16 protein-coding genes and 1 tRNA gene are annotated in these 21,364 nt (G+C 70.0%); 8 read left to right on the forward strand and 9 right to left on the reverse strand.

Going from position 1 to position 21,364, the window contains the following annotated elements:
• Positions 1-123: 123 nt before the first annotated feature.
• On the reverse strand, positions 124-1,407 hold the full coding sequence (locus ACM26Y_RS00215; RefSeq protein ID WP_416062329.1) for an FhaA domain-containing protein: 1,284 nt from the start codon (positions 1,405-1,407) through the stop codon (positions 124-126).
• 188 nt (positions 1,408-1,595) lie between these two features.
• Here ACM26Y_RS00215 and ACM26Y_RS00220 point away from each other — a divergent pair.
• Positions 1,596-1,681, forward strand: a tRNA-Leu gene (locus tag ACM26Y_RS00220).
• A 65-nt stretch (positions 1,682-1,746) separates the two neighbouring features.
• On the opposite strand, the gene ACM26Y_RS00225 is transcribed toward ACM26Y_RS00220, so the two are convergent.
• The 3 genes from ACM26Y_RS00225 to ACM26Y_RS00235 all read right to left on the reverse strand — a co-directional run bounded on the left by ACM26Y_RS00225 (position 1,747) and on the right by ACM26Y_RS00235 (position 5,368).
• Positions 1,747-2,067 carry a hypothetical protein gene (locus ACM26Y_RS00225; RefSeq protein ID WP_054370867.1) on the reverse strand — a complete coding sequence of 107 codons (321 nt, stop codon included), beginning with the start codon at positions 2,065-2,067 and terminating at the stop codon, positions 1,747-1,749.
• A 487-nt stretch (positions 2,068-2,554) separates the two neighbouring features.
• Positions 2,555-4,201, reverse strand: a complete 1,647-nt coding sequence (locus ACM26Y_RS00230; protein ID WP_416062330.1) for an acetolactate synthase — start codon at positions 4,199-4,201, stop codon at positions 2,555-2,557.
• Positions 4,202-4,339: 138 nt separating this feature from the next.
• The gene (locus ACM26Y_RS00235; RefSeq protein WP_416062331.1) at positions 4,340-5,368 is read right to left on the reverse strand and encodes an FAD-dependent monooxygenase; all 1,029 of its coding nucleotides are present in this window, start codon (positions 5,366-5,368) and stop codon (positions 4,340-4,342) included.
• A 55-nt stretch (positions 5,369-5,423) separates the two neighbouring features.
• Here ACM26Y_RS00235 and ACM26Y_RS00240 point away from each other — a divergent pair, with 55 nt between their 5' ends.
• From ACM26Y_RS00240 to ACM26Y_RS00260, 5 genes are all read left to right on the forward strand, one after another.
• Positions 5,424-5,975 carry a TetR/AcrR family transcriptional regulator gene (locus tag ACM26Y_RS00240; RefSeq protein WP_003936603.1) on the forward strand — a complete coding sequence of 184 codons (552 nt, stop codon included), beginning with the start codon at positions 5,424-5,426 and terminating at the stop codon, positions 5,973-5,975.
• 320 nt (positions 5,976-6,295) lie between these two features.
• On the forward strand, positions 6,296-10,891 hold the full coding sequence (gene gltB / locus ACM26Y_RS00245) for a glutamate synthase large subunit (protein WP_416062332.1): 4,596 nt from the start codon (positions 6,296-6,298) through the stop codon (positions 10,889-10,891).
• Complete coding sequence (locus ACM26Y_RS00250; RefSeq protein WP_416062333.1) at positions 10,884-12,335, forward strand: glutamate synthase subunit beta; 1,452 nt, start codon at positions 10,884-10,886, stop codon at positions 12,333-12,335. The genes gltB and ACM26Y_RS00250 overlap by 8 nt, the downstream gene beginning before the upstream one ends.
• Before the next feature lie 134 nt (positions 12,336-12,469).
• The gene (locus tag ACM26Y_RS00255) at positions 12,470-13,267 is read left to right on the forward strand and encodes a PE-PGRS family protein (RefSeq protein ID WP_416062334.1); all 798 of its coding nucleotides are present in this window, start codon (positions 12,470-12,472) and stop codon (positions 13,265-13,267) included.
• A 94-nt stretch (positions 13,268-13,361) separates the two neighbouring features.
• Entirely contained in the window at positions 13,362-14,273 is a 912-nt protein-coding gene (locus tag ACM26Y_RS00260) for a cutinase family protein (RefSeq protein WP_416062335.1), read from the forward strand.
• Positions 14,274-14,280: 7 nt separating this feature from the next.
• On the opposite strand, the gene ACM26Y_RS00265 is transcribed toward ACM26Y_RS00260, so the two are convergent.
• Together ACM26Y_RS00265 and ACM26Y_RS00270 are read right to left on the reverse strand one after the other, a co-directional pair.
• Positions 14,281-14,742 (reverse strand): DUF523 domain-containing protein, encoded by a 462-nt coding sequence (locus tag ACM26Y_RS00265; protein WP_416062336.1) that lies wholly within the window; start codon positions 14,740-14,742, stop codon positions 14,281-14,283.
• 185 nt (positions 14,743-14,927) lie between these two features.
• The gene (locus tag ACM26Y_RS00270; protein ID WP_416062337.1) at positions 14,928-15,842 is read right to left on the reverse strand and encodes an SDR family NAD(P)-dependent oxidoreductase; all 915 of its coding nucleotides are present in this window, start codon (positions 15,840-15,842) and stop codon (positions 14,928-14,930) included.
• A gap of 62 nt (positions 15,843-15,904) precedes the next feature.
• On the opposite strand from ACM26Y_RS00270, the gene ACM26Y_RS00275 reads away from it, so the two are divergent.
• Complete coding sequence (locus ACM26Y_RS00275) at positions 15,905-16,198, forward strand: putative quinol monooxygenase (RefSeq protein WP_054370876.1); 294 nt, start codon at positions 15,905-15,907, stop codon at positions 16,196-16,198.
• A gap of 198 nt (positions 16,199-16,396) precedes the next feature.
• Complete coding sequence (locus ACM26Y_RS00280; RefSeq protein ID WP_416062338.1) at positions 16,397-16,690, forward strand: hypothetical protein; 294 nt, start codon at positions 16,397-16,399, stop codon at positions 16,688-16,690.
• 114 nt (positions 16,691-16,804) lie between these two features.
• On the opposite strand, the gene ACM26Y_RS00285 is transcribed toward ACM26Y_RS00280, so the two are convergent.
• The 3 genes from ACM26Y_RS00285 to lysX all read right to left on the reverse strand — a co-directional run bounded on the left by ACM26Y_RS00285 (position 16,805) and on the right by lysX (position 21,298).
• Positions 16,805-17,149: a YtxH domain-containing protein gene (locus ACM26Y_RS00285; protein WP_054370877.1), complete on the reverse strand. Its 345-nt coding sequence runs from the start codon at positions 17,147-17,149 to the stop codon at positions 16,805-16,807.
• A 182-nt stretch (positions 17,150-17,331) separates the two neighbouring features.
• Positions 17,332-17,931: a histidine phosphatase family protein gene (locus ACM26Y_RS00290; RefSeq protein ID WP_416062339.1), complete on the reverse strand. Its 600-nt coding sequence runs from the start codon at positions 17,929-17,931 to the stop codon at positions 17,332-17,334.
• Between the two features lie 67 nt (positions 17,932-17,998).
• Positions 17,999-21,298: a bifunctional lysylphosphatidylglycerol synthetase/lysine--tRNA ligase LysX gene (gene lysX / locus ACM26Y_RS00295; RefSeq protein ID WP_416062340.1), complete on the reverse strand. Its 3,300-nt coding sequence runs from the start codon at positions 21,296-21,298 to the stop codon at positions 17,999-18,001.
• Between the last annotated feature and the right edge of the window lie 66 nt (positions 21,299-21,364).

Raw genomic sequence — 21,364 nt, forward strand, 5'->3', positions numbered from 1 at the left:
TCGTCCGGTGCACTGCGGTCACCCACAATACGGACCCCGGGCGACGAGACGCATCGTCCGGCGCGTCGCCGACGCGTCGGATGGGTCTCGGGCCGGTTCCGATCGGGTCTCGGTCCTCGGCGCTCAGAGAATGCGCACCAGGATCTCCGAGTGACCCGCCCGGATCACATCGCCGTCGGCGAGCTGCCAGTCCTGCACGGACGCACCGTTGACGGTGGTGCCGTTGGTCGAGCCGAGATCCGAGAGCATGGCCACCTGCCCGTCCCAGCGGATGTCGATGTGGCGGCGGGAGACGCCGGTGTCCGGCAGCCGGAACTGGGCGTCCTGCCCACGTCCGACGATGTTGCTGCCCTCCCGGAGCTGGTAGTAGCGTCCGCTGCCGTCCTCGAGCTGGAGCGTCGCGGTCAGCACCCGGCCGGCCTGCGGAGGCTGGTACGCGCCGGCGCCGTAGCCCTGGTCTGCGTACCCCTGCTCGGGGTAGCCCGGCTGGCCGTAACCCGGGTCCGCGTACCCCTGGTCGGGGTAGCCCTGTCCGGCATAGCCCTGCTGGCCGTAGCCCTGATCCGGATAGCCCTGGTCGTAACCACCGGGCTGGGCGTATCCGCCCTGGTAGCGGTCGTCGCCGTAGGCCTGCTGGGACGGGTACTGCGGTGAGTAGTCACGGCCGTAGTCCTGGCTGTACGCCTGTCCGGAGTAGCCGCCGTAACCCCGGTCTTCGCCGTAGCCCCGGTCCTCGTGCCCGCCGGGCGCGCCGTAGCCCTGCTGGTCGTACCCGCCGGCGTCGTAACCGCCCTGCTGCTCGCCGCCGTACGGTGCCTGCGCGGAGGGATACGCCCCGCCGTTCCGCTGGCCCTGCTGGTAGCGCTGATCCTGGCCTACGTGTGCGTGACCGTTCCGCGCGTACTGCGGCTCGGCGCTCTCGGCGGGGTCACGGCTTGGGTCGTAGCCTGGATTCTGCGTCATCGAGCCAACTCCTGGGTCGGGGGTCACGGTTGAACGGTGGTGCGGTGTCCGCGCGGCCGGGGCGCGCCCGACGTCGGGGTCGACCGACCCGTGCGTGCGGAACTGCCCGGTGTGCAGCGCCGCCGACGACTCGAAGCCGATCTGGATCTGACCGTAGGTCTGCCACCCCTGCTCGCGGATGAAGTCCTCAAGGTGACGCGCGAACGCCTTCACCGTCAAGTCCCGATCCGCGGCGAGGGCTTCGTGATCGGATTCGCTGATCGTGATCACGTACCGGTTGGGGGCCAGCATGTGGCCCCGGTCGAGCTGCTGGACGCCGTCGGTGGCCTCGCGCTGGAGCGCGGCCTCCACCTCCTGCGGGACGACGCCGCCACCGAAGACGCGCGCGAACACGTCGCTGACGGCAGCCTGCAGCTTGCGTTCGAATCGCTGCGCGATACCCACGGCGACCCCCTTTCCGGTCTGCGTGTCGCAATGCAGAGCTCGCTTCTGAATGGTATCGACTTTTCGTCCGATCCGGCCGGGTGGTGGGGGCGGCCCCGCTCCCACTGCCCGGCGCCGCGTCCGGAAAGGCCTCTGTGCAGGCGAATCGTTGTTCGCCGAGGGGGTGTGTTACTGTTTTCCAGTCGCTCGGGCGAGTGGCGGAATGGCAGACGCGCTGGCTTCAGGTGCCAGTGTCCTTCGGGACGTGGGGGTTCAAGTCCCCCTTCGCCCACCACATCGGGCCCCCGATCCTCGCGGATCGGGGGCCCGAGTCGTTGTCGGGCCGCTCGGTGTGTCCGCTCAGGAGCCGGACGTCGCGAAGCGTGCCCGCAGGTTCGCGATCATGCAGTGCAGCTCCCGCTGGGTCTCGCGTAACCGCCGGACCTCCGACTCGTACCGCTGTGCGGCGGCGACGGAGCCGCTGCCGCGTTCGATCCGTGCGCAGGTCTCGGCGGTCGTGAGTGCCGCGGTGACGCTGTCGTTCTCGCGATGGAGGATGCCGAGGAACACCTGCCCCTGGTGGACATCGGCGACGGTGTGCTCGTCGGCGGCGGCCGCGAGATCCGTCAGGCTCGTCGCGCCGTGGCGTGGGTTCGGGACTGCGGTGCGGGTCGTGCTCATGGCGAGCAGTCTGGCATCTCGGATCGGATTACATGCAGGATGCACGGTCTGTTCTGCCCGATTCGGGACGTTTTCCCAGATAGTTGAGTGTTCAATCAGTCGTTACGTGACGGACGTCTCCGCGCAACTGTTCACGGGACGGTTCCCGGTGTCGGCCAGGGTCAAACCTGCTGTGACTCACTTCACGGAACTTTTGTTTCCGTACCCTAACAACTGCCTGTTACCCTTTCGATACCGCTGACCGCAGCTGATTTACTCGCTGCGGTCAGTTGTTATTTGTGGGGTTGTCACCTTCCCGCGGGGACGGGGATGTCGACGGACCCGCGAGACGCCCCGCAGCCTGCTGTGAGCCGAGAGGGAGGATCTCGCGGCATCGGCCGAGTGGGTTCGACGACAACCTCCCGCTGGACGCGGAATCCGCCCGCTCACCGCCGCTGTGGCCGACCTCGAAGTTGTCCACAGCCCGGCCCACAGTTTTCGCCCGCGCTCAGATTCCGGTGGTGCCCCGCGGATACGCCGCAGTGACGTCCGTCAGCACGTTTACCAGGTACGGCACCCCGGACGCGAATGCCCGGTCCAGCGCCGGACCGAGCTCCCGCGGATCCGTCACCAGCTCGCCGCCCGCGCCCAGCGCCGTCGCCACCAGGTCGTACCGCGTGCCGGGTGCCAGGTCGGCGGCCACGTCGTAGCCGTACAGCAGCTGCATCGGGCCCTTCTCCAGCCCCCATGCCGAGTTGTTGCCCACCACGATCACCACGGGCAGTTCGTGCCGCACCAGGGTGTCGAGGTCCATCAGGGACAGCCCGGCCGCGCCGTCGCCGAGCAACAGCACCACCTGACTCGCCGGCCGTGCCACGCGCGCCGCGACGGCCGCGCCGAGCCCGGCGCCCAGACATCCGTACGGCCCGGGATCGAGCCACTGGCCGGGCCGTTTCGGTTCGACGAACTTGCCCGCGAACGACACGAAGTCGCCACCGTCCCCGATGACCACGGCGTCGTCGGCCAGCCGCGGCAGCAGTTCCCCGTAGATCCGGGCCGGGTGGATCGGGTCGGTATCGGCAGCCAGAAGGGTCGCGTCGCGCTGAGCGGCGGCCGTCGCTTCCTCGCGCAGGCCCCGCACCCAGGCGTCCGTGTCCGGACGCGAGGGCAGCGCCGAGAGGATGCCGTCGAGGCAGGCGGTGAGATCGCCGGATACCGAGGCGGCGAGTTCGGCGTGTGCCGACACCTGCCCCGGTGAGTCGGCCACGTGCACCACCCGGGCCGCGGGCGCGCCGTCGCGTCCACCGAACCGGCCGTAGCCGAGGCGGAAGTCCAGCGGCGTGCCCACGACGATCGCCAGATCGCAGGTCCCCACCGCGGTGCCGCGGGCCTTGGTGACGAGTAGTGGGTGCCCACCGGGGACCACGCCCCGGCCCATGCCGTTGGTGATCACCGGGATCCCGACCTCGTCGACGAACCGCAGCGCCGCCTCCTCGGCGTGATCGGCCCACACGTCGGTGCCCAGCACGAGCAACGGCCGCTGCGCCCCGGCGAGCAGGGCGGCGATCTCCGCCTGTGCCTCGGAATCGGGCTCGAGCCGGACCACGGTCGGCGGCGACGGCGACGGCAGCGTGGCACGTCCGAACAGTTCGTCCATCGGCACGTCCACGAATGCCGGCCCCCGGTGCGACGCGCGGGCCGTACCGAACGCCTCGTCGACCAGTGGACCCACGCGGTCCAGCGTCCTCGCCGTCTCGGACAGCTTGGTGACGGTGGACAGCAGCGGCGGCTGGTCGAGTTCCTGCAGGCTGCCCATGCCCCAGCGGGCGTTGGGTGCGCGGCCGCCGAGCACGACCAGCGGTGAACCCGCGAAGTACGCCTGGGTGACGGCACTGATACCGTTCGTCACTCCGGGCCCGGCGGTGAGCACGGCCAGTCCGGGGTGCCGGAGGAGCTTGCCCGTGGCCTCCGCGGCGAACACCGCGGTCTGCTCGTGTCGCACGTCGATCAACCGCATGCGTGCCGCGCCTTTGACGGCGGCGTCGTACAGGGGGAACACGTGCGCGCCGGAAAGGGTGAACATCGTCTCGACACCGTGGGCGCGGGCCACCGCGGCGGCGTGGTCGCCGCCGTGGCCCTCGAGGTCCGGGCTCATGGCGCGAAGGGTACGGGTGCGGGCAGTGCCGTGGGGCGGGTTCGGTGAACTCCGTCCGCGCCGGACGTCCGCGCCGGACCGCGAACACGTATCGAAAAGCGTTGTAGTACAGGTGGATACAATGACGCCGACGGAGTGTCACGTCCGCTGCGGCGCGAGTCGCAGCACGGCGTCGCGCAGGGCCGTCCCGCGTTCGGCGGTCGCCACCCGGCTCGCGGCGTACGACGCCCGCACGAGGAGCCGGGTGGTGCGGCGCCGCGCCCGGTCGTAGCGGACGAGCGCTTCGGGCACCTCGAATCGGGCGAGCAGCTCCGCGAGGGTGGCCGCGTCGACGATCGCCTCGCAGGCGCCGCGGCCGAGATTGGGCGTCATGGCATGGGCGGCGTCGCCGAGCAGCGCGACGTTGCCGCGCACGTACGACGGCAGCGGCGGGGACTGGTAGATCTCGTGGTGGAGCACGGTTGCGGGGTCCAGACGGTCGAGTACGTCGCGCACGGCCGGATGCCACTCGCCGAACCGGGCGGCGAGGTCGTCGGCGCCGCCGGTGGTGCCGACGGGCGCGCGGACCGCGGCGAACCAGTTGATCAGGCCGCCCTCGCGGGGAGTGATCCCGAAGAGTGCGCCCGCGCCCCATGTTTCGGTCGCGGTGTCCGCGGTGCCGTCGACCCAGCCGCGCCAGGCCGCGAGGCCCGCGTGGACGGGCCGGTGACCCGGGCCGAAGAGTGTGTCGCGGGTCTGGCTGCCCAGGCCGTCCGCGCCGATCACGACGTCGTAGCCGCCGAGCTCGGTCAGTGGCGGGGCGGGCCGGCCGAGCCGCAGGACCTCGCCGGGCAGACTCGCGGCGAGCAGACCCAGCAGTGCCGGTCGCGAGAGCAGTACGGCCTGCCGCCGGGTGCGCATCGTCGCGAGCGGGCGTCCGTCGGGCCGGACGATCGCGCCGCGGTCCAGGGCGACGCCGAGGCGCTCGACGGCGCCGGCGAGCCCTGCCGAGGCGAGAGCGTCGAGTGCGGCCGGCCACATCCCCAGTGCTGTCCCGGTGGCCGGCAACGCGGGGGAGCGCTCGAATACGTCGACGTGCCAGCCCCGCTGGACGAGTGCGTTCGCTGCGGTGAGCCCACCGATGCCTCCGCCGAGGACCGCGGCCTTTCCGCCGTTGCTCCTGGTCATGATGTCAAGCTACTACGGATGTAGTGCCGTGTCACTACTGTTGTAGTGTCGAGAGGTGACCGACAAACGTGCCGCGGTCCTCGACGCCGCGATCGAGCTGCTCGGCCGGGAGGGGTTGCGCGGGCTCACCCATCGCGGCGTCGACGCGGTCGCCGGCGCGCCGGCCGGTTCCACGTCGAACTACTTCCGCACGCGCCGGGCCCTGCTCGAGGGCGTCCTCGACCGTCTCGTCGAGCGCGACCGGTCCGACATCGCCGCCCTGGGGGGTGGAAACCTCCCGCGCACCGAGGACGAACTCGTCGACGTGCTCGCGGGATACGTGATGTTCGCGACAGGTCCCGATGCACTGCGTACCCGGGCCCGGTTCGCCCTGTTCGTCGAGGCCACCGCCTCGCCGTCGCTGCGACGGTCCGTGCAGCGACGGCGCGACGAACTGCAGGGCATGGGGCTCACGGTGCTCGCCGCTCTCGGCTCCGCGGATCCCGCCGGCGGGTCACGCATCCTCGCCGACCACCTCGACGGGATGATCCTGCACCGGCTGACCTCGGAGAATGCGGATTCCGACCCGCGCGACGACCTCCGCCGGCTGGTGCGCGCGCTGCGGTGACGCCGGGTGCCGCATGGGCCTGCGTCAACCGCGTGTTAACGGGCGGTCACCGGGTCGTTAGGGATGGATAGGATAGCCTTGGTTGCGTCGTCCCCCGGCGGCTGACATATCGTTGTATGCAACACGGTGGACACACGACGTCCAAGCCGACCGGGAGATCCGGCCCGAGCTGCCTAAAAATGGCACCCGCATCGTCGCGGAAGGGCGGATACTGAACGGTGATCGGTGCCGATCCACCAGGTGTCGGTACTTGCTCACGCAAGTAGATGGCCATCAGCGCTGCTGGTCGTCGCTGCAGTCAAACGCAACGAAGGCTAGGTATGAAGCATCTTCCCGGGCCGCAAGGGCTCTACCACCCGGCGAACGAGCACGACGCCTGTGGTGTCGCATTCGTCGTCGACATGCATGGTCGCCGCAGCCGGGACATCGTGGAGAAAGCGATCACCGCGCTGGTGAACCTCGAGCACCGCGGTGCCGCGGGTTCCGAGTCGAACACCGGCGACGGTGCCGGCATCCTCATCCAGGTTCCGGACCGCTACCTCCGTGAGGTCGTCGACTTCGACCTGCCGCCGGCCGGCTTCTACGCCACCGGTATCGCGTTCCTGCCCCAGGACGAGAAGGCTGCCGACGAAGCCGTCGCCGCCGTCGACGCGATCGTCGCCGAGGAGGGCCTGCAGGTCCTCGGCTGGCGCGAGGTTCCCGTCGATCCCTCCGACCTGGGCACGCTGGCGAAGCAGGCCATGCCGAGCTTCCGTCAGATCTTCCTCAGCTCGCCCGACCGCACCCTCGGCGGACTCGACCTCGAGCGCCGGGCCTACGTGGTCCGCAAGCGCACCGAGCACGAGCTCGGCAGCAAGGGCGCCGGCCAGGACGGCCCCGGCAGCGAGACCGTGTACTTCCCCAGCCTCTCGGCGTCGACCTTCGTGTACAAGGGCATGCTCACCACGCCGCAGCTCGAGGGCTTCTACCGCGATCTGCAGGACGAGCGCGTCGAGTCGGCACTGGGCCTGGTGCACTCGCGCTTCTCCACCAACACCTTCCCGTCGTGGCCGCTGGCGCACCCGTTCCGCCGCGTCGCCCACAACGGCGAGATCAACACCGTCACCGGCAACGCCAACTGGATGCGTGCCCGCGAGGCGCTCATCGATTCCGACGTGTTCGGCGGCCGGGAGAAGCTCGACAAGATCTTCCCGGTCTGCACCGAGGGCGCGTCCGACACCGCCCGCTTCGACGAGGTGCTCGAGCTCCTGCACCTCGGCGGCCGCAGCCTGCCGCACGCCGTGCTCATGATGATCCCCGAGGCGTGGGAGCGGCACGAGTCCATGGACCCGGCCCGCCGCGCGTTCTACGAGTACCACGCGGCACTGATGGAGCCGTGGGACGGCCCGGCGTCGGTGTGCTTCACCGACGGCACCGTCGTCGGCGCCGTCCTCGACCGCAACGGCCTGCGCCCGTCGCGGGTGTGGGTCACCGAGGACGGCCTCGTCGTCATGGCCTCCGAGGTGGGCGTGCTCGACATCGAGCCGCAGAAGGTCGTGCGCAAGCTGCGCATGCAGCCCGGCCGCATGTTCCTCGTCGACACCTCGCAGGGCCGCATCATCGACGACGAGGAGATCAAGAGCGCCCTCGCCGCCGAGCACCCCTACCAGGAGTGGATCGACCAGGGCATCGCCCGGCTCGAGGATCTGCCCGAGAGCAAGTACACCTACATGTCGCACGAGCGGGTCGTGCTGCGGCAGCAGGTGTTCGGGTACACCAGCGAAGAGGTCAACCTGCTCGTCAAGCCGATGGCGGCGACGGGTGGTGAGGCGCTCGGTTCGATGGGCACCGACACTCCCATCGCGGTGCTCTCCTCGCGTCCGCGCATGCTCTTCGACTACTTCTCGCAGTTGTTCGCGCAGGTCACCAACCCGCCGCTCGACGCGATCCGCGAAGAGGTCGTCACCAGCCTCGGCGGCATGCTCGGCCCCGAGGGCGACCTGCTGAATCCCACCGCCGAATCGTGCCGGCAGATCCTGATCTCGGCCCCGGTCATCGACAACGACGACCTGCAGAAGCTGATCCACGTCAACGACGACGGAAAGTTCCCCGGCTTCAACAGCGTCATCGTCCGCGGTCTGTACCCCGTCGCCGAGGGCGGCGAGGGTCTGCGCCGCGCGCTCGAGAACATCCGCGCCCAGGTCTCCGAGGCCATCGACAAGGGCGCTCGCCTGATCGTGCTCTCGGACCGGGAGTCCGACGAGAACCTCGCCCCGATCCCGTCGCTGCTGCTCACCTCGGCGGTGCACCACCACCTCGTCCGCGAGAAGACCCGCACCAAGGTGGGGCTGCTGGTCGAGGCCGGCGACGCCCGCGAGGTGCACCACATCGCCGCGCTGTGCGGTTTCGGTGCGGCCGTGGTGAATCCGTACATGGCCTTCGAGACCATCGACGAGCTGCTGCAGAACGGCGACCTGCCGGACGGCATCACCCTCGACAAGGCCCTCGCGAACTACATCAAGGCCGCGTCCAAGGGCGTGCTCAAGGTGATGTCCAAGATGGGCATCTCCACCCTCGCCTCCTACACCGGTGCGCAGCTGTTCCAGGTGATCGGCCTGTCGCAGGAGATCGTCGACGAGTACTTCACCGGGATGCAGTCGCAGCTCGGCGGCATCGGCCTCGACGAGATCGCCCAGGACGTCGCCGCCCGGCACTCGCTCGCCTTCATGGACCGTCCCTCCGAACACGCCCACCGCGAGCTCGAGGTCGGCGGCGAGTACCAGTGGCGCCGGGAGGGCGAGTACCACCTGTTCAACCCGGACACGGTGTTCAAGCTCCAGCACGCCACCCGCACCGGGCAGTACTCGATCTTCAAGGAGTACACAAAGCTCGTCGACGACCAGTCGGAGCGGCTCGCGTCGCTGCGCGGCCTGTTCCAGTTCCGTACGGGAGAGCGCCCGGCGGTGCCGCTCGAGGAGGTCGAGCCGGCCAGCGAGATCGTCAAGCGGTTCTCGACGGGCGCGATGAGCTACGGCTCGATCTCCGCGGAGGCACACGAGACCCTCGCGATCGCGATGAACCGTCTCGGCGGCCGCTCGAACTCCGGTGAGGGCGGCGAACATCCGGACCGCTTCACCCCGGACGAGAACGGTGACTGGCGGCGCTCGGCGATCAAGCAGGTCGCCTCCGGCCGGTTCGGTGTCACCGCGCACTACCTGACCAACTGCACCGACATCCAGATCAAGATGGCGCAGGGCGCCAAGCCGGGTGAGGGTGGCCAGCTGCCGCCGCACAAGGTGTACCCGTGGGTCGCCGAGGTGCGTGGCTCGACGCCGGGTGTGGGTCTGATCTCGCCCCCGCCGCACCACGACATCTACTCGATCGAGGATCTCGCGCAGCTGATCCACGACCTGAAGAACGCCAACCCGCAGGCCCGCATCCACGTGAAGCTGGTCTCCGAGATCGGCGTCGGCACCGTCGCCGCGGGCGTGTCGAAGGCGCATGCCGACGTGGTGCTGATCTCCGGTCACGACGGCGGCACCGGCGCGTCCCCGCTGACCTCGCTCAAGCACGCGGGTGCGCCGTGGGAGCTCGGTCTCGCCGAGACGCAGCAGACGCTGCTGCTCAACGGTCTGCGCGACCGCATCGTCGTGCAGGTGGACGGGCAGATGAAGACCGGCCGCGACGTCGTCGTCGCCGCCCTGCTCGGCGGTGAGGAATTCGGTTTCGCCACCGCTCCGCTGGTGGTGTCCGGTTGCATCATGATGCGCGTGTGCCATCTCGACACCTGCCCGGTGGGTGTGGCAACGCAGAATCCGGTGCTGCGCAAGCGATTCACCGGCAAGCCGGAGTTCGTCGAGAACTTCATGCTCTACGTCGCCGAAGAAGTGCGCGAGTACCTGGCCGAGATGGGCTTCCGCTCCCTCGACGAGGCGATCGGGCGCGTCGACATGCTCGACACCACCAAGGCCGTCGACCACTACCGTGCCTCGAAGCTGGACCTGTCGCCGCTGCTCGAGCAGACTCGTTCGCCGATCTTCTGCGAGCAGGACCTGCACTGCACCAAGGAGCAGGACCACGCGCTGGACAAGGCGCTCGACAACGAGCTCATCACCCAGGCTCGGCCGGCTCTCGAGTCGGGTACGCCGGTGACGATCGAGACCAAGATCGCCAACGTCAACCGCACCGTCGGCACCATGCTCGGTCACGAGCTCACCAAGGTGTACGGAGGGGAAGGTTTGCCGGACAATACGATCGACATCACGTTCACCGGTTCGGCCGGCAACAGCTTCGGCGCGTTCGTGCCCAAGGGCATCACGCTGCGGCTGTTCGGCGACGCCAACGACTTCGTCGGCAAGGGCCTGTCCGGCGGTCGGATCGTCGTCCGCCCGCCGCTCAACGCGGCGCTGGGCTTCGTCGCCGAGGACAACATCGTCGCCGGCAACGTGATCCTGTTCGGTGCCACCAGTGGCGAGGCCCTCATCCGCGGCGTGGCGGGTGAGCGGTTCGCGGTACGTAACTCGGGTGCCACGGCCGTCGTCGAGGGTGTCGGCGACCACGGCTGCGAGTACATGACCGGTGGCAAGGTCGTCATCCTGGGCAAGACCGGCCGCAACTTCGGCGCCGGCATGTCGGGCGGCGTCGCGTTCGTGTACAACCCGGACCGCGACTTCGAGGCGAACCTGAACACCGAGCTGGTCGACCTCGAGGACCTCGAGGGCGAGGACTTCCTCTGGCTCAAGGGCGCCATCGAGCGCCATCGTGACGAAACGGGCTCCGAGGTTGCAGCCCGCATCCTGGCCGACTGGTCGCAGCAGGTCAGCCACTTCGCGAAGGTCATGCCTCGCGATTACAAGAAGGTACTCATGGCTATCAAGGACGCCGAGATTCGAGGCGCGAACGTGGACGAGGCGATCATGGAGGCCGCTCGTGGGTGATCCAAGCGGCTTCCTCAAGCACGGCTCGCGGGAGACGCCGGTTCGCCGGCCTGTTCCGCTGCGGCTGCTCGACTGGAAGGAGGTGTACGAGCCGTTCCCGCTCGACACCCTCCAGGTCCAGGCCAGCCGCTGCATGGACTGCGGTATCCCGTTCTGCCACAACGGTTGTCCTCTCGGAAACCTGATTCCCGAGTGGAACGACCTGGCCTACAAGGGCAAATGGGACGACGGCATCGAACGTCTGCACGCCACCAACAACTTCCCGGAGTTCACCGGCCGGCTGTGCCCCGCGCCGTGTGAGGCCTCCTGCGTCCTGGGCATCAATCAGGATCCGGTGACCATCAAGCAGGTCGAGGTCGAGCTCATCGAGAAGGCCTTCGACGAGGGCTGGGTCGCACCGGTCATGCCGTCGAAGCTGACGGGCCGGAAGGTCGCGGTCGTCGGCTCCGGTCCGGCGGGTCTGGCTGCGGCGCAGCAGCTCACCCGCGCCGGCCACGCGGTGACCGTGTTCGAGCGCGAGGACCGCATCGGTGGTCTCCTGCGCTACGGCATCCCCGAGTTCAAGATGGAGAAGGCCGTCATCGATCGCCGTCTGGCGCAGATGGAGGCCGAGGGAACCGTCTTCGAGACGGGCGTGAACGTCGGTGTCGACATCACCGCCGATCAGCTGCGCGAGCAGTTCGACGCGGTCGTGCTCGCCGGTGGTGCCACCGAGGCTCGTGACCTGCCGATTCCGGGGCGTGAGCTCGACGGCATCCACCAGGCGATGGAGTTCCTGCCGATCGCCAACCGGGTGCAGCTCGGCGACCTGCCGGAGCCGACCATCACGGCGAAGGGCAAGAAGGTCGTCATCATCGGTGGCGGTGACACCGGCGCCGACTGCCTCGGTACCTCGCACCGTCAGGGCGCGGCCAGCGTGCACCAGTTCGAGATCATGCCGCGCCCGCCGGAGGAGCGCGCCGAATCGACGCCGTGGCCGACCTACCCGCTGATGTACCGGGTGTCCTCCGCGCACGAGGAGGGCGGCGAGCGCGTGTTCTCCGTCAACACCGAGGAATTCGTCGGCAGGGACGGCAAGGTTGCCGCCCTGAAGGCGCACGAGGTGCAGATGGTGAACGGCCGCTTCGAGAAGGTCGACGGGACCGACTTCGAGCTCGAAGCCGACCTGGTGCTCCTGGCCATGGGCTTCGTCGGCCCCGAGAAGCCGGGCCTGCTCACCGACCTCGGCGTGGACCTCAACGAGCGCGGCAACGTCGCCCGCTCGACGGAGTGGGCCACCAACGTCGACGGCGTCTTCGTCGCCGGTGACATGGGCCGTGGTCAGTCGCTCATCGTGTGGGCCATCGCGGAGGGTCGTTCCTGCGCGGCGGCGGTCGATCGGTACCTCGAGGGCGCAACGGTGCTCCCTTCGCCGATCACCACCACCACGATGCCGCAGCGCTGAGCGCTCGATTGCGGCAGCGCTGAGCGCTCGATTGCGGCAGCGCTGAGCGCGCGGGGCGCGTCCGCCGGAAATCCGGTGGGCGCGCCCTTCCCGTTTCGTCCGTTCGGGACGGTTCGCGCGTTATGGTCGTGCGCATGGGTCACCGCATCACGATGCGCATAGGTCACCGCATCACGAGACGATCACTTGCGGCAGGTGTCCTCGGCGCCGGCACCGTGGCGGCCCTGGGTGCCGCCCCTGCCGGCGCGCAGGTCCCCGGCGAGTGTGTGCGCAACGTCGGCGGTGCCGTGACCGTCGACGGCGTTCCGCAGGCGCCGCCCGTGGTCGGGTACGACGGCCTTCGGCTCCTCGGAGTCGATGGGGGAGCGGGTAATTCGTGCATCACCAACGTGGGGCCTGGCGTCGTGACCGTGTCCGTGCCGCCGCGTCCGGCTGCCGCTGCGACGCCGTCCGGAGCACCGGTCGAGATGCGCGTGGACGGCGGTAACGGCAACGTCGCGGTCACCAACCTCGGCGTCGGTACGGTGACTGTCGACCGTGACCGGGTCCTGGCGGGTCCGCCCCCGGCTGCGCCGAGCCCGGCGGCCTCGCCGCCCGCGGATCTCACCCCGGAACTCACACTCGACGCCGGGACGGACGGTGTCTACGTGACGAACCTCGGTGCCGGCCACGTGACGATCGCGGACCACGATGCGGCGGCCGGTCCGCTGCCGCCGGAGGTGCTGCCGCCCGGCGTCGTGGTCACGGATCCGTTGACCGGCAACGTCTTCGTCACCAACATCGGGGGTTCGGCGGTGACCGTCGTGGACCGTCCGGGGCAGCTGCAACGGGTCGTCGATCGCGGCACCGTGGGGACGGCAGTCGACTACGGGGCGGGGAACGTGTTCGTCACCAACATCGGTGGGGGAGCGGTGACCGTCCTGCGGGAGTAAAGATGGTCTCCCGTCTCGTTCATCTCTGTGTCATATTGCATGTGCATCATTTCGTGACGACGTCGAGATCGGCAGGAGACCTCAGGGGGCAGCGGTGAGGCTGAGAAGTGCATTGACGCTGGTGGCGGCCGCCGCGGCCACCGTAGTGGGGTCGGTGGTGTCGGCTCCCGCGGTCCAGGCGGATCCGGCCGGGTGCCCGTCGCTCCAGGTCGTCGCCGTGCCGGGCACGTGGGAAACCTCGAACACGCCCGCGCCGCAGCGAGGCAACGGCATGCTCGCGGCGGTCACCTCCGGACTTCCCGCCGGGGCCCGGGTCGACTACGTCCGGTACGCCGCGACGGCCTTCCCATGGGAAGGCGACGTCTACGGCGTGTCACGGCAGCAGGCCGTCGACAATGCCCGCGGGATCATCGCCGCCACCGCGGCCGCATGTCCCGAGGCACGGTTCGCGCTCGTCGGCTACAGCCAGGGTGCCGACGCGGCCGGCGATCTCGCTGCCGAGATCGGCACCGGTTTCGGTGTGGTTCCGCCGCATCGGCTCGCCGCGGTCGGCCTGCTCTCCGACCCCCGTCGGTCCGAGGCGGACATCCTGATCGGACCGCCCGTCGCGGGTAACGGTGCCGGCGGGCCCCGCATCGGCGGATTCGGGTTCGTCAGCGGCGACGTCCGCACCTTCTGCGCCGTGGGCGACCTGTACTGTTCGACACCCAAGGACGATTTCGTCACCCGCGCTGCGGGTTTCCTCGCGATGGCCTCCGGGGGCGACCCGTCCGCCATCGACCGGTACCGTGCCGAGGCCGACGCGATCTACCTGGACCTGATGAGCGCGGGCGGGCTGCCCATCCTGCAGTCCCAGCTCACCGAGCAGGCGAACGACGAGCGCGAGATCAAGATCCGACAGTTCTACGAGTCGCAGATCCACCAGGACTACACGAACTACGTGGTCGAGCCGAACGGCACCTCGGCGACGACGTGGCTGCGGAACTGGCTGGCGTCCAAGGTCTGACGGTCCGTCAGGTCCGCGAGCCGCGTCGCGCGCGCACGGTGATACCGCGCGCGGTGAGCAGAGCGGCGAGCACGCCGTCGCCGTCGGTCACGGTCCCCGAATGCGTTCCGTCGTAGATCGCTCCGCAGCCACAGGAGGGACTGCGTGCCTGCAGGATCGCCTCGCGCACGTCGTGCTCGGCGGCGATCCCGGCGACGATCTCGGCCCCGCGGACGAACGGATCGGTCAGGTCCGCTCCGGTGTCGCTGACGACGCGTGCTCGGCCGGCGAGGACGTCCTGACCGTCGCCGCCGACGATCTCGGCCGGTGGGCGCGGTGTGGGAAGCCCACCCAGCACCTCCGCACACACGGCGATCGCGCGTCCGGCCGCCACGTCGGCGACCACGTCCTCGTCCGGCCGGGCCTCCGCGTTGTATCGGCACGGGACGCCGGCCAGGCAGGCACTGACGAGAATCGGACGATCCGGCACAGGGTCAGGTTACCGGCAGGCCCGAGTCGGGACCCGGCCCGGAGGGACCCACCGCGCTCGACCCGGCGACCACGGTTCCGGGCACACGGCAATACCCGTTCACGGTCATCCCCTGAGCGGTGCGTCGCCGGCCGCCGACAACGTGGAGATCGAGTTCGCCGTGCACGGGCGGGGGCGCACGGCGCTCAGCGGTCCGGCTCGAAGCGGGCGCCGAATCGCATCGCCTCCGGGGCGAGGCGGCTCACCCACTGCCGGGTCTTCGCTTCCGGGGTCACGGTCACCAGCGCGCGGTTGTGCCGCACCGCGGCGACGATCGCCTCGCCGACCTTGTACGGCGGATAGCTGCGCGTGCGGTACAGCGCCGTGACCCGCTCGCGGAGCGTGCGCTGCTCCGGTGCGCCGAGGCCCACCATCTCGGCACCGGGAACCAGGTTCGTACCCACGAGCCCCGGACAGATCGCGCTCACACCGATCCCGTGGACCATCAGTTCGGCCCGCAGGCACTCGGTGAACATCAGGACCGCGGCCTTGCTCGTCGAGTAGGCGACGAGGCTCTTCTGAGGGGTGAACGCCGCCGCCGACGCGACATTGACGATGTGCCCGCCGGTGCCGCGCTCGCGCATCTGGTCTCCGAAGGCCCGGCACCCGTACACCACGCCCCAGAAGTTGACGTCCATGACGTGCTCGAATGTCTGCTGCGGTGTGGCGGTGAACGTGCCGATCACGCCGATCCCGGCGTTGTTGACGACCACGTCCGGCACGCCGTGCTGGGAACGGACCGTCGCGGCGAACCGCCGCACCTGCTCCTCGTCGGCGACGTCGAGTTCGTAGGCGTGCGCGCCGCCACCGAAGACCGCCCGCGAGCCGCCGCCGCCGGGGACGGGCGCGTTGAGCATCTCGGCGGTCTCGCGGGCAGTGTCGACGTTGCGGTCGGCGACCACGACGATCGCCCCCGCGTCGGCGAACGCCCGGGCCGTCGCGCGGCCGATGCCGCTGCCCGCCCCGGTGACCACGACGAGCGTCCCGGTCAGGTCGTGCAGGCGCTGATGTACCACTGTCCCTGCGCGCCATCGACGCATCTCCGCGATCCGCGATCTCATGGGCTACATCTTCCTCGTCCGAGCCGCTCGTGCACGGCAACCGCACGCGGTACCGTCGAGCGATGACGGAACTGCGTGTGGTGGCAACCATTCCGGCGAAGCCCGGTTCGGAGGACGCGGTGCGGGGCGCGCTGGTGGCGCTGGCCGCGGCGAGTCGCGACGAGGACGGCTGCGTCTCGTACGAGCTGTTCGAATCCGGCTCGGCGCCCGGCACATTCGTGACGGTCGAGGTCTGGTCGGGTCAGGAGGCGCTCGACGCGCACATGACCTCCCGACACGTCACGTCCGCCCTGGCGACGGTGGGGGAGCATCTCGCGTCCGCTCCGGTGATCCATCCCCTCACCGCCGTCGCGTAGCCGGACCGGCCGCTCATCGCTCCCCGGATTCCTGTCCCGACACGTCGCGGGCCGGTACGACGACGGTGCTCAGCAGTCGTCGGCGCCGGCCCGGGCCGGGTCCCAGCTCGACGTGACGCGTCAGCAGCTGCCGCATCTCGGTGACCAGGGCGAGGGCCTCCTCGTCTGCGCCGCGCGGGGCGCAACGAACTCGTCGCCGTGCGGCGCGGGCAGCCCGCCCTGCGCATGGAACTGTCGGGGCACAAGCGCGACGCCCTGGTCATCGGCGTGGACGACGCCGAGCAGTGGGCCGAGCGACTGCGAACCCGCGCGGCGCGCCTGATCTCACCCGTTCTCGACGTCGGTGGACGGGCCCTCGTCGGTGGCACCGCCTTCACCGGCCCACTCGGCCGGATCGGACAGGACGTCGTCGTCGGCACCTCGGGAGCCGCTGTCGGTGTCTGCGGTGGCAGGGTCGCCGTCGCCGTCGGGTCGGGTCATGTCGCCTCCTGAATCGATGGTGTGAGCCCCGCCTGCGTGGGCTCGGTGTGCCCGTACGCGAGTGCACCCGGCGGTGCCGCACCGGAACTCACCCGGTGCGGCACCGGGCCGGTATGCGTCCGGGCGCTAGAGGGAGTGCTTGCCCTCGGTCGGAGGCGGGACGATCGGTGCGCCCGCGGCCGGGGGAGTCACAGCCGGTCCGCCCCCGGCGGCGTCGGGAGCCATGTTGCCGCCGCCAGAGATGTGCGCCTTCTCGGCGGCCTTCTTCGCCAGGTCGCCGGCCTTCTCCTGCACCTGGGGCGCCTTCTCCTGCACGGTCTCCTTCGCTTCGGTGACCTTCTGCTGCACCTCGGGCTTGTTCCACAGCTGAACGGACTGATCGCGCATCTTCTCGTAGGTCTCACGCCCGGCCCTGGTGCCCAGCACGAAGCCCACGGCGGCACCGGCGGCGAAGGTCAGAGCTCTCATCATGGCAATCTCCTGCTCGTCGAATCTCGGGGCCCGGCGTCGTCGACGCCGGGCGGTGGTCGCGGCCCCGACGGCTACCTACCGCCCGGCTGCTACGCCCTCGCGGCGGCCGCCTCGTCGCGGTTCCGCCCACGTCGTACCGATACCCGGATCCGAGCCGGTTCACACCGGTTACGGCGAACGGATCAGACGCGCAGCATGTCGCGCACGTGCCCGGTCTCGTTGACCGAGGCCGCCCGCCGGGCACCGGTGCGGGAGACGAGGATGCGGGTCACCGACGTGTACTCGATGGGGAACATCAGCGGCCGGTCGAGCCCGAGCAGGTCTTGGAGCAGGACGTTGACGACACCGCCGTGGGCGAACACGGCGACGGTGTCGTCGTGCGCGCAGGTGTCGACGATGTGCTGGGTAGCGGCGAGAACGCGGGTGCGGAATTCGTCCGCATCCACGAAGTTGGGTAGGTGACCTGCGCGGATGCGCGCCACGGCGTCCGGGGCGAGTTCCTGCGCGAGGTGGAACGGAATGTAGTGGTCGAGGTGGTAGTCGTACTCCGCCAGGCCCTCGAGCCGGGTGACGGGGAGCCCACGGGCCTCGGCGAGCGGCGCGGCGGTCTCCAGGGCGCGGCGTTGCGGGCTGCTGAACACCCGCGCGATCCGGTAGGGCTCGAGTGCGGCGGGCAGCCGCGCGGCCTGTGCGCGGCCCTCGTCGGTCAGCGACGGGTCGGCGCGTCCCTCGCTGACCCGGGAGATCTCGGGTAGGGCGTGTCGAATCAGGAGAAGCTGCACGTCACCACGATCGCACGGCGACCGATCGCGCGCTCGGTCGGCCCGGTGTTTCACGTGAAACCGGCACTCACCGCCGTGCGCGGGGCTTGGCGAGGGGGAAGGCGAGGGACTCGCGGATGCTGCCACCCGTGATCAGCATGACGATCCGGTCGACCCCCATCCCGAGACCCCCGGTGGGCGGCATGGCGTGCTCGAGCGCCTGCAGGAAGTCCTCGTCGAGTTCCATCGCCTCCTCGTCGCCCCCCGCGGCGAGCAGCGACTGCTCGGTGAGCCGCGCCCGCTGATCGATCGGGTCGGTCAGTTCGCTGTACGCCGTCCCCAGCTCGATTCCCCACGCGACGAGGTCCCACTTGGCGGCGACGAGCTCTTTGGTGGGGTGCGGGCGGGTGAGCGGGGAGACCGACGTGGGGAAGTCGGTGTAGAAGGTGGGGAACTCGGTGCGGGATTCGACGAGGTGCTCGTACATCTCCTGCGCCGTCGCACCGGCATCCCACTCGGGGTTGTACGGGATCTCGTGCTCGTCGCACAGCCGGCGCAGCTCCTCGACGGGGGTCTGCGCGTCGATCTCGGTGCCGAGCGCGTCCGAGACCGCCCCGTGGAACGTCTTCACCGGCCACTCGCCGGAGATGTCGATCTCGACGGGCGTCCCGTCGGGGCCGGGCCGGACGATCACCTCACGTCCGTGGGCCGCGACGGCCGCGGCCTGGATCAGCTCGCGGGCCAGCACCCGCATGACCTCGTAGTTCGCGTGTGCCTCGTAGGCCTCGAGAATGGTGAACTCCGGGTTGTGCTTGAAGTCCGCACCCTCGTTGCGGAACACCCGGCCGATCTCGAAGACCCTTTCCATGCCTGCCACACACAGACGTTTGAGGTACAACTCGGGTGCGATCCGCAGGTACAGGTCGAGGTCGTAGGCGTTGATGTGGGTGGTGAAGGGCGCCGCGTTGGCGCCGCCGTGCACGGGCTGCAGGATCGGGGTCTCCACCTCGAGGTAGCCCCGCGCCTGCAGTTGCTCGCGCAGCGACCGCACCACCGCGCTGCGTGCCGCGAGCAACCGGCGCGCGGTGCGGTTGATCGCGAGGTCGACGTACCGCTGCCGCACCCGGGCCTCCGGATCGGTCAGGCCGCGCCACTTGTCGGGCAGCGGGTGCAGGCACTTGCCGTCGAGCCGCCAGTCCTCCGCGAGCACCGAGAGCTCGCCGCTGCGGCTGCGGCCCGTCACCCCACTCACCTCGACGAGGTCTCCGAGGTCGAACACGAACCGGCGGCCGCCGACGCGACTGCGGTCGACCAGGATCTGCACGTCCCCCGACCAGTCCCGCACCACCGCGAACAGCACGCCGCCGAAGTCGCGGAGCCGCAGGATACGACCGGCGATCCGCACCGCGGTGCCCTCGGGCGCGGTAAGCGCCGCCGCGCAGGTGTGCGACGGCGGGTTCGCCACCGGATACGGGTCGACGCCCGCCTCGACGAGCCGTTCGAGCTTCGCCATCCGCACCCGCACCTGCTCCGGACGGCGGGGGCCGCTGCGCGACTCCGGCACCGGCACGGCGGCGGGGGTGCTGCCGTCCTCCCGCAGCATGCCGGTCTCGACGAGCGCCGGAGGAGCGGACGTGTGGGTTCCGGTGTGGCGGCGGGCGCTGCGCTCCCGGCCGAAGCTGGGCAACGTGAGGAAGCCCTCGGCGATCGCCGACGCGATCCCGACCCGGGGCAGCACCCGGTTGTCCGCGAAGCACAGGAACCGGGGCACCCACTCGGGCTGGTACTTCACGTTCGATCGGTACAGCGCCTCGAGTTGCCACCAGCGGGAGAAGAACACCAGTACCGAACGCCACAGCCGCAGCACCGGACCGGCGCCGATCCGTGCGCCCTCCTCGAACACCGAGCGGAACACCGCGAAATTCAACGAGATCCGGGTGATCCCGAATTCGCCGCCGTGGGCGGCGAGTTCCGAGACCATCATCTCCACGACGCCGTTGGGGGCCTGCGGATTCCGCCGCATCAGGTCGAGCGACACGCCGTCGGCTCCCCACGGGACGAGGGACAGCAACGCCACCACCTCGCCGTGGACCGTCGCCTCCACGAGCAGGCACTGCCCGTCGAGCGGATCACCGAGCCGCCCGAGCGCCATCGAGAATCCGCGTTCGGTCTCGGTGTCGCGCCAGTCGTCGGAAAGGCGTATCGCCTGCGCCATTTCGGCCTCCGGAACATCCCGGTGCCGGCGGATGCGCACCGTCACGCCCTGCTTGTGCGCACGCGTCACCGCTTGGCGTACGGGCCGCATCTCCCGGCCGGACAGCGAGAACCCCGTGGTGTGGAGAACGGCCTCGTCACCCAGTTGCAGGACCGTCAGACCGGCCCGGCGATAGGCGGTGGCACCGGCCTCGCTCGCCCCCATCACCGCCGGAGCCCAGCCGTATCCCCGGGCGAGCGCGAGCCACTCGTCGATTGCGTGCGGCCACGCCTCCGGATTTCCGATGGGATCGCCACTGGCGAGACACACGCCGACCTCCACGCGGTAGGTCACCGCGGCCTTACCGCTGGGCGCGAAGACCACCGCCTTGTCGCGGCGGGTCGCGAAGTAGCCCAGCGAATCGTCGCCGTTCCGCTCGAGCAGCCCCCGGATGGCGGACTCGTCGTTCCCGGTCAGCGCGTTGGTCGCCCGTTGCGACCGGAACAGCACGATCACGGCCGCGATCAGCGCCAGCGCCCCCAGCAGGCCGAGCAGGGTGTTGACCAATCCGTGTGGGCGCCCGCTGAACTGATCGTTGTCGAGCAGGGACAGGGCGGTGACCCGGTTGACCGCCCACAGCAACCGCTCGTCGGGCGGCAGGGTGCCGGGAAACAGTTCCACCAGGCCCCACCCGATCAGGGTCCCGGCGGCCAGGCCGGCGACGAGGACACCCAGCGATTTCCACACCGCGCCGCGCCGGACCCGCGTGTAGAACTCCGGGTACGCCGCGAGCAGGATCCCCACCACCGCGACCTGTACCACGAGAGCGATCGCCGCGTCGATGTCGCGCTCCGACACCGCCACGTACCCGTTGTAGATCGCGAATCCGGCCAGGTACACGGTGAGGATCCACCATGCGATCCGCTTGCGGCTGGCCAGGGCCGCCGCGAGCAGACCGAGCACCAGTGCATACGACAGGCTGGTGTCGGGAGCGTCGAACAGGTAGGTGTCGACGTATTCGCGTGGGGTGTGGACGAAGTAGCGCAGGGTGGGGGAGATGGACCACAGTGCCACCGCGAAGGCGAAGATCCCGAGGGTCAGGCCCGCCACGTGCGGGACCGAGTTCAGGCGGCCGCGGGGCCGGGCAGACAGGTGGGGGTGCGCCGCAGGTGCCGCAGCAACGTCCGCTGACATGCGTCGACGGTAGCCCCGCACAGGGCCTCGTGCTGCTCGGAACCGACAATTCGGTACGAATCCGTC

The organism is Rhodococcus indonesiensis (assembly GCF_047782815.1).
Taxonomy (GTDB): Bacteria; Actinomycetota; Actinomycetes; order Mycobacteriales; family Mycobacteriaceae; genus Rhodococcus; species Rhodococcus indonesiensis.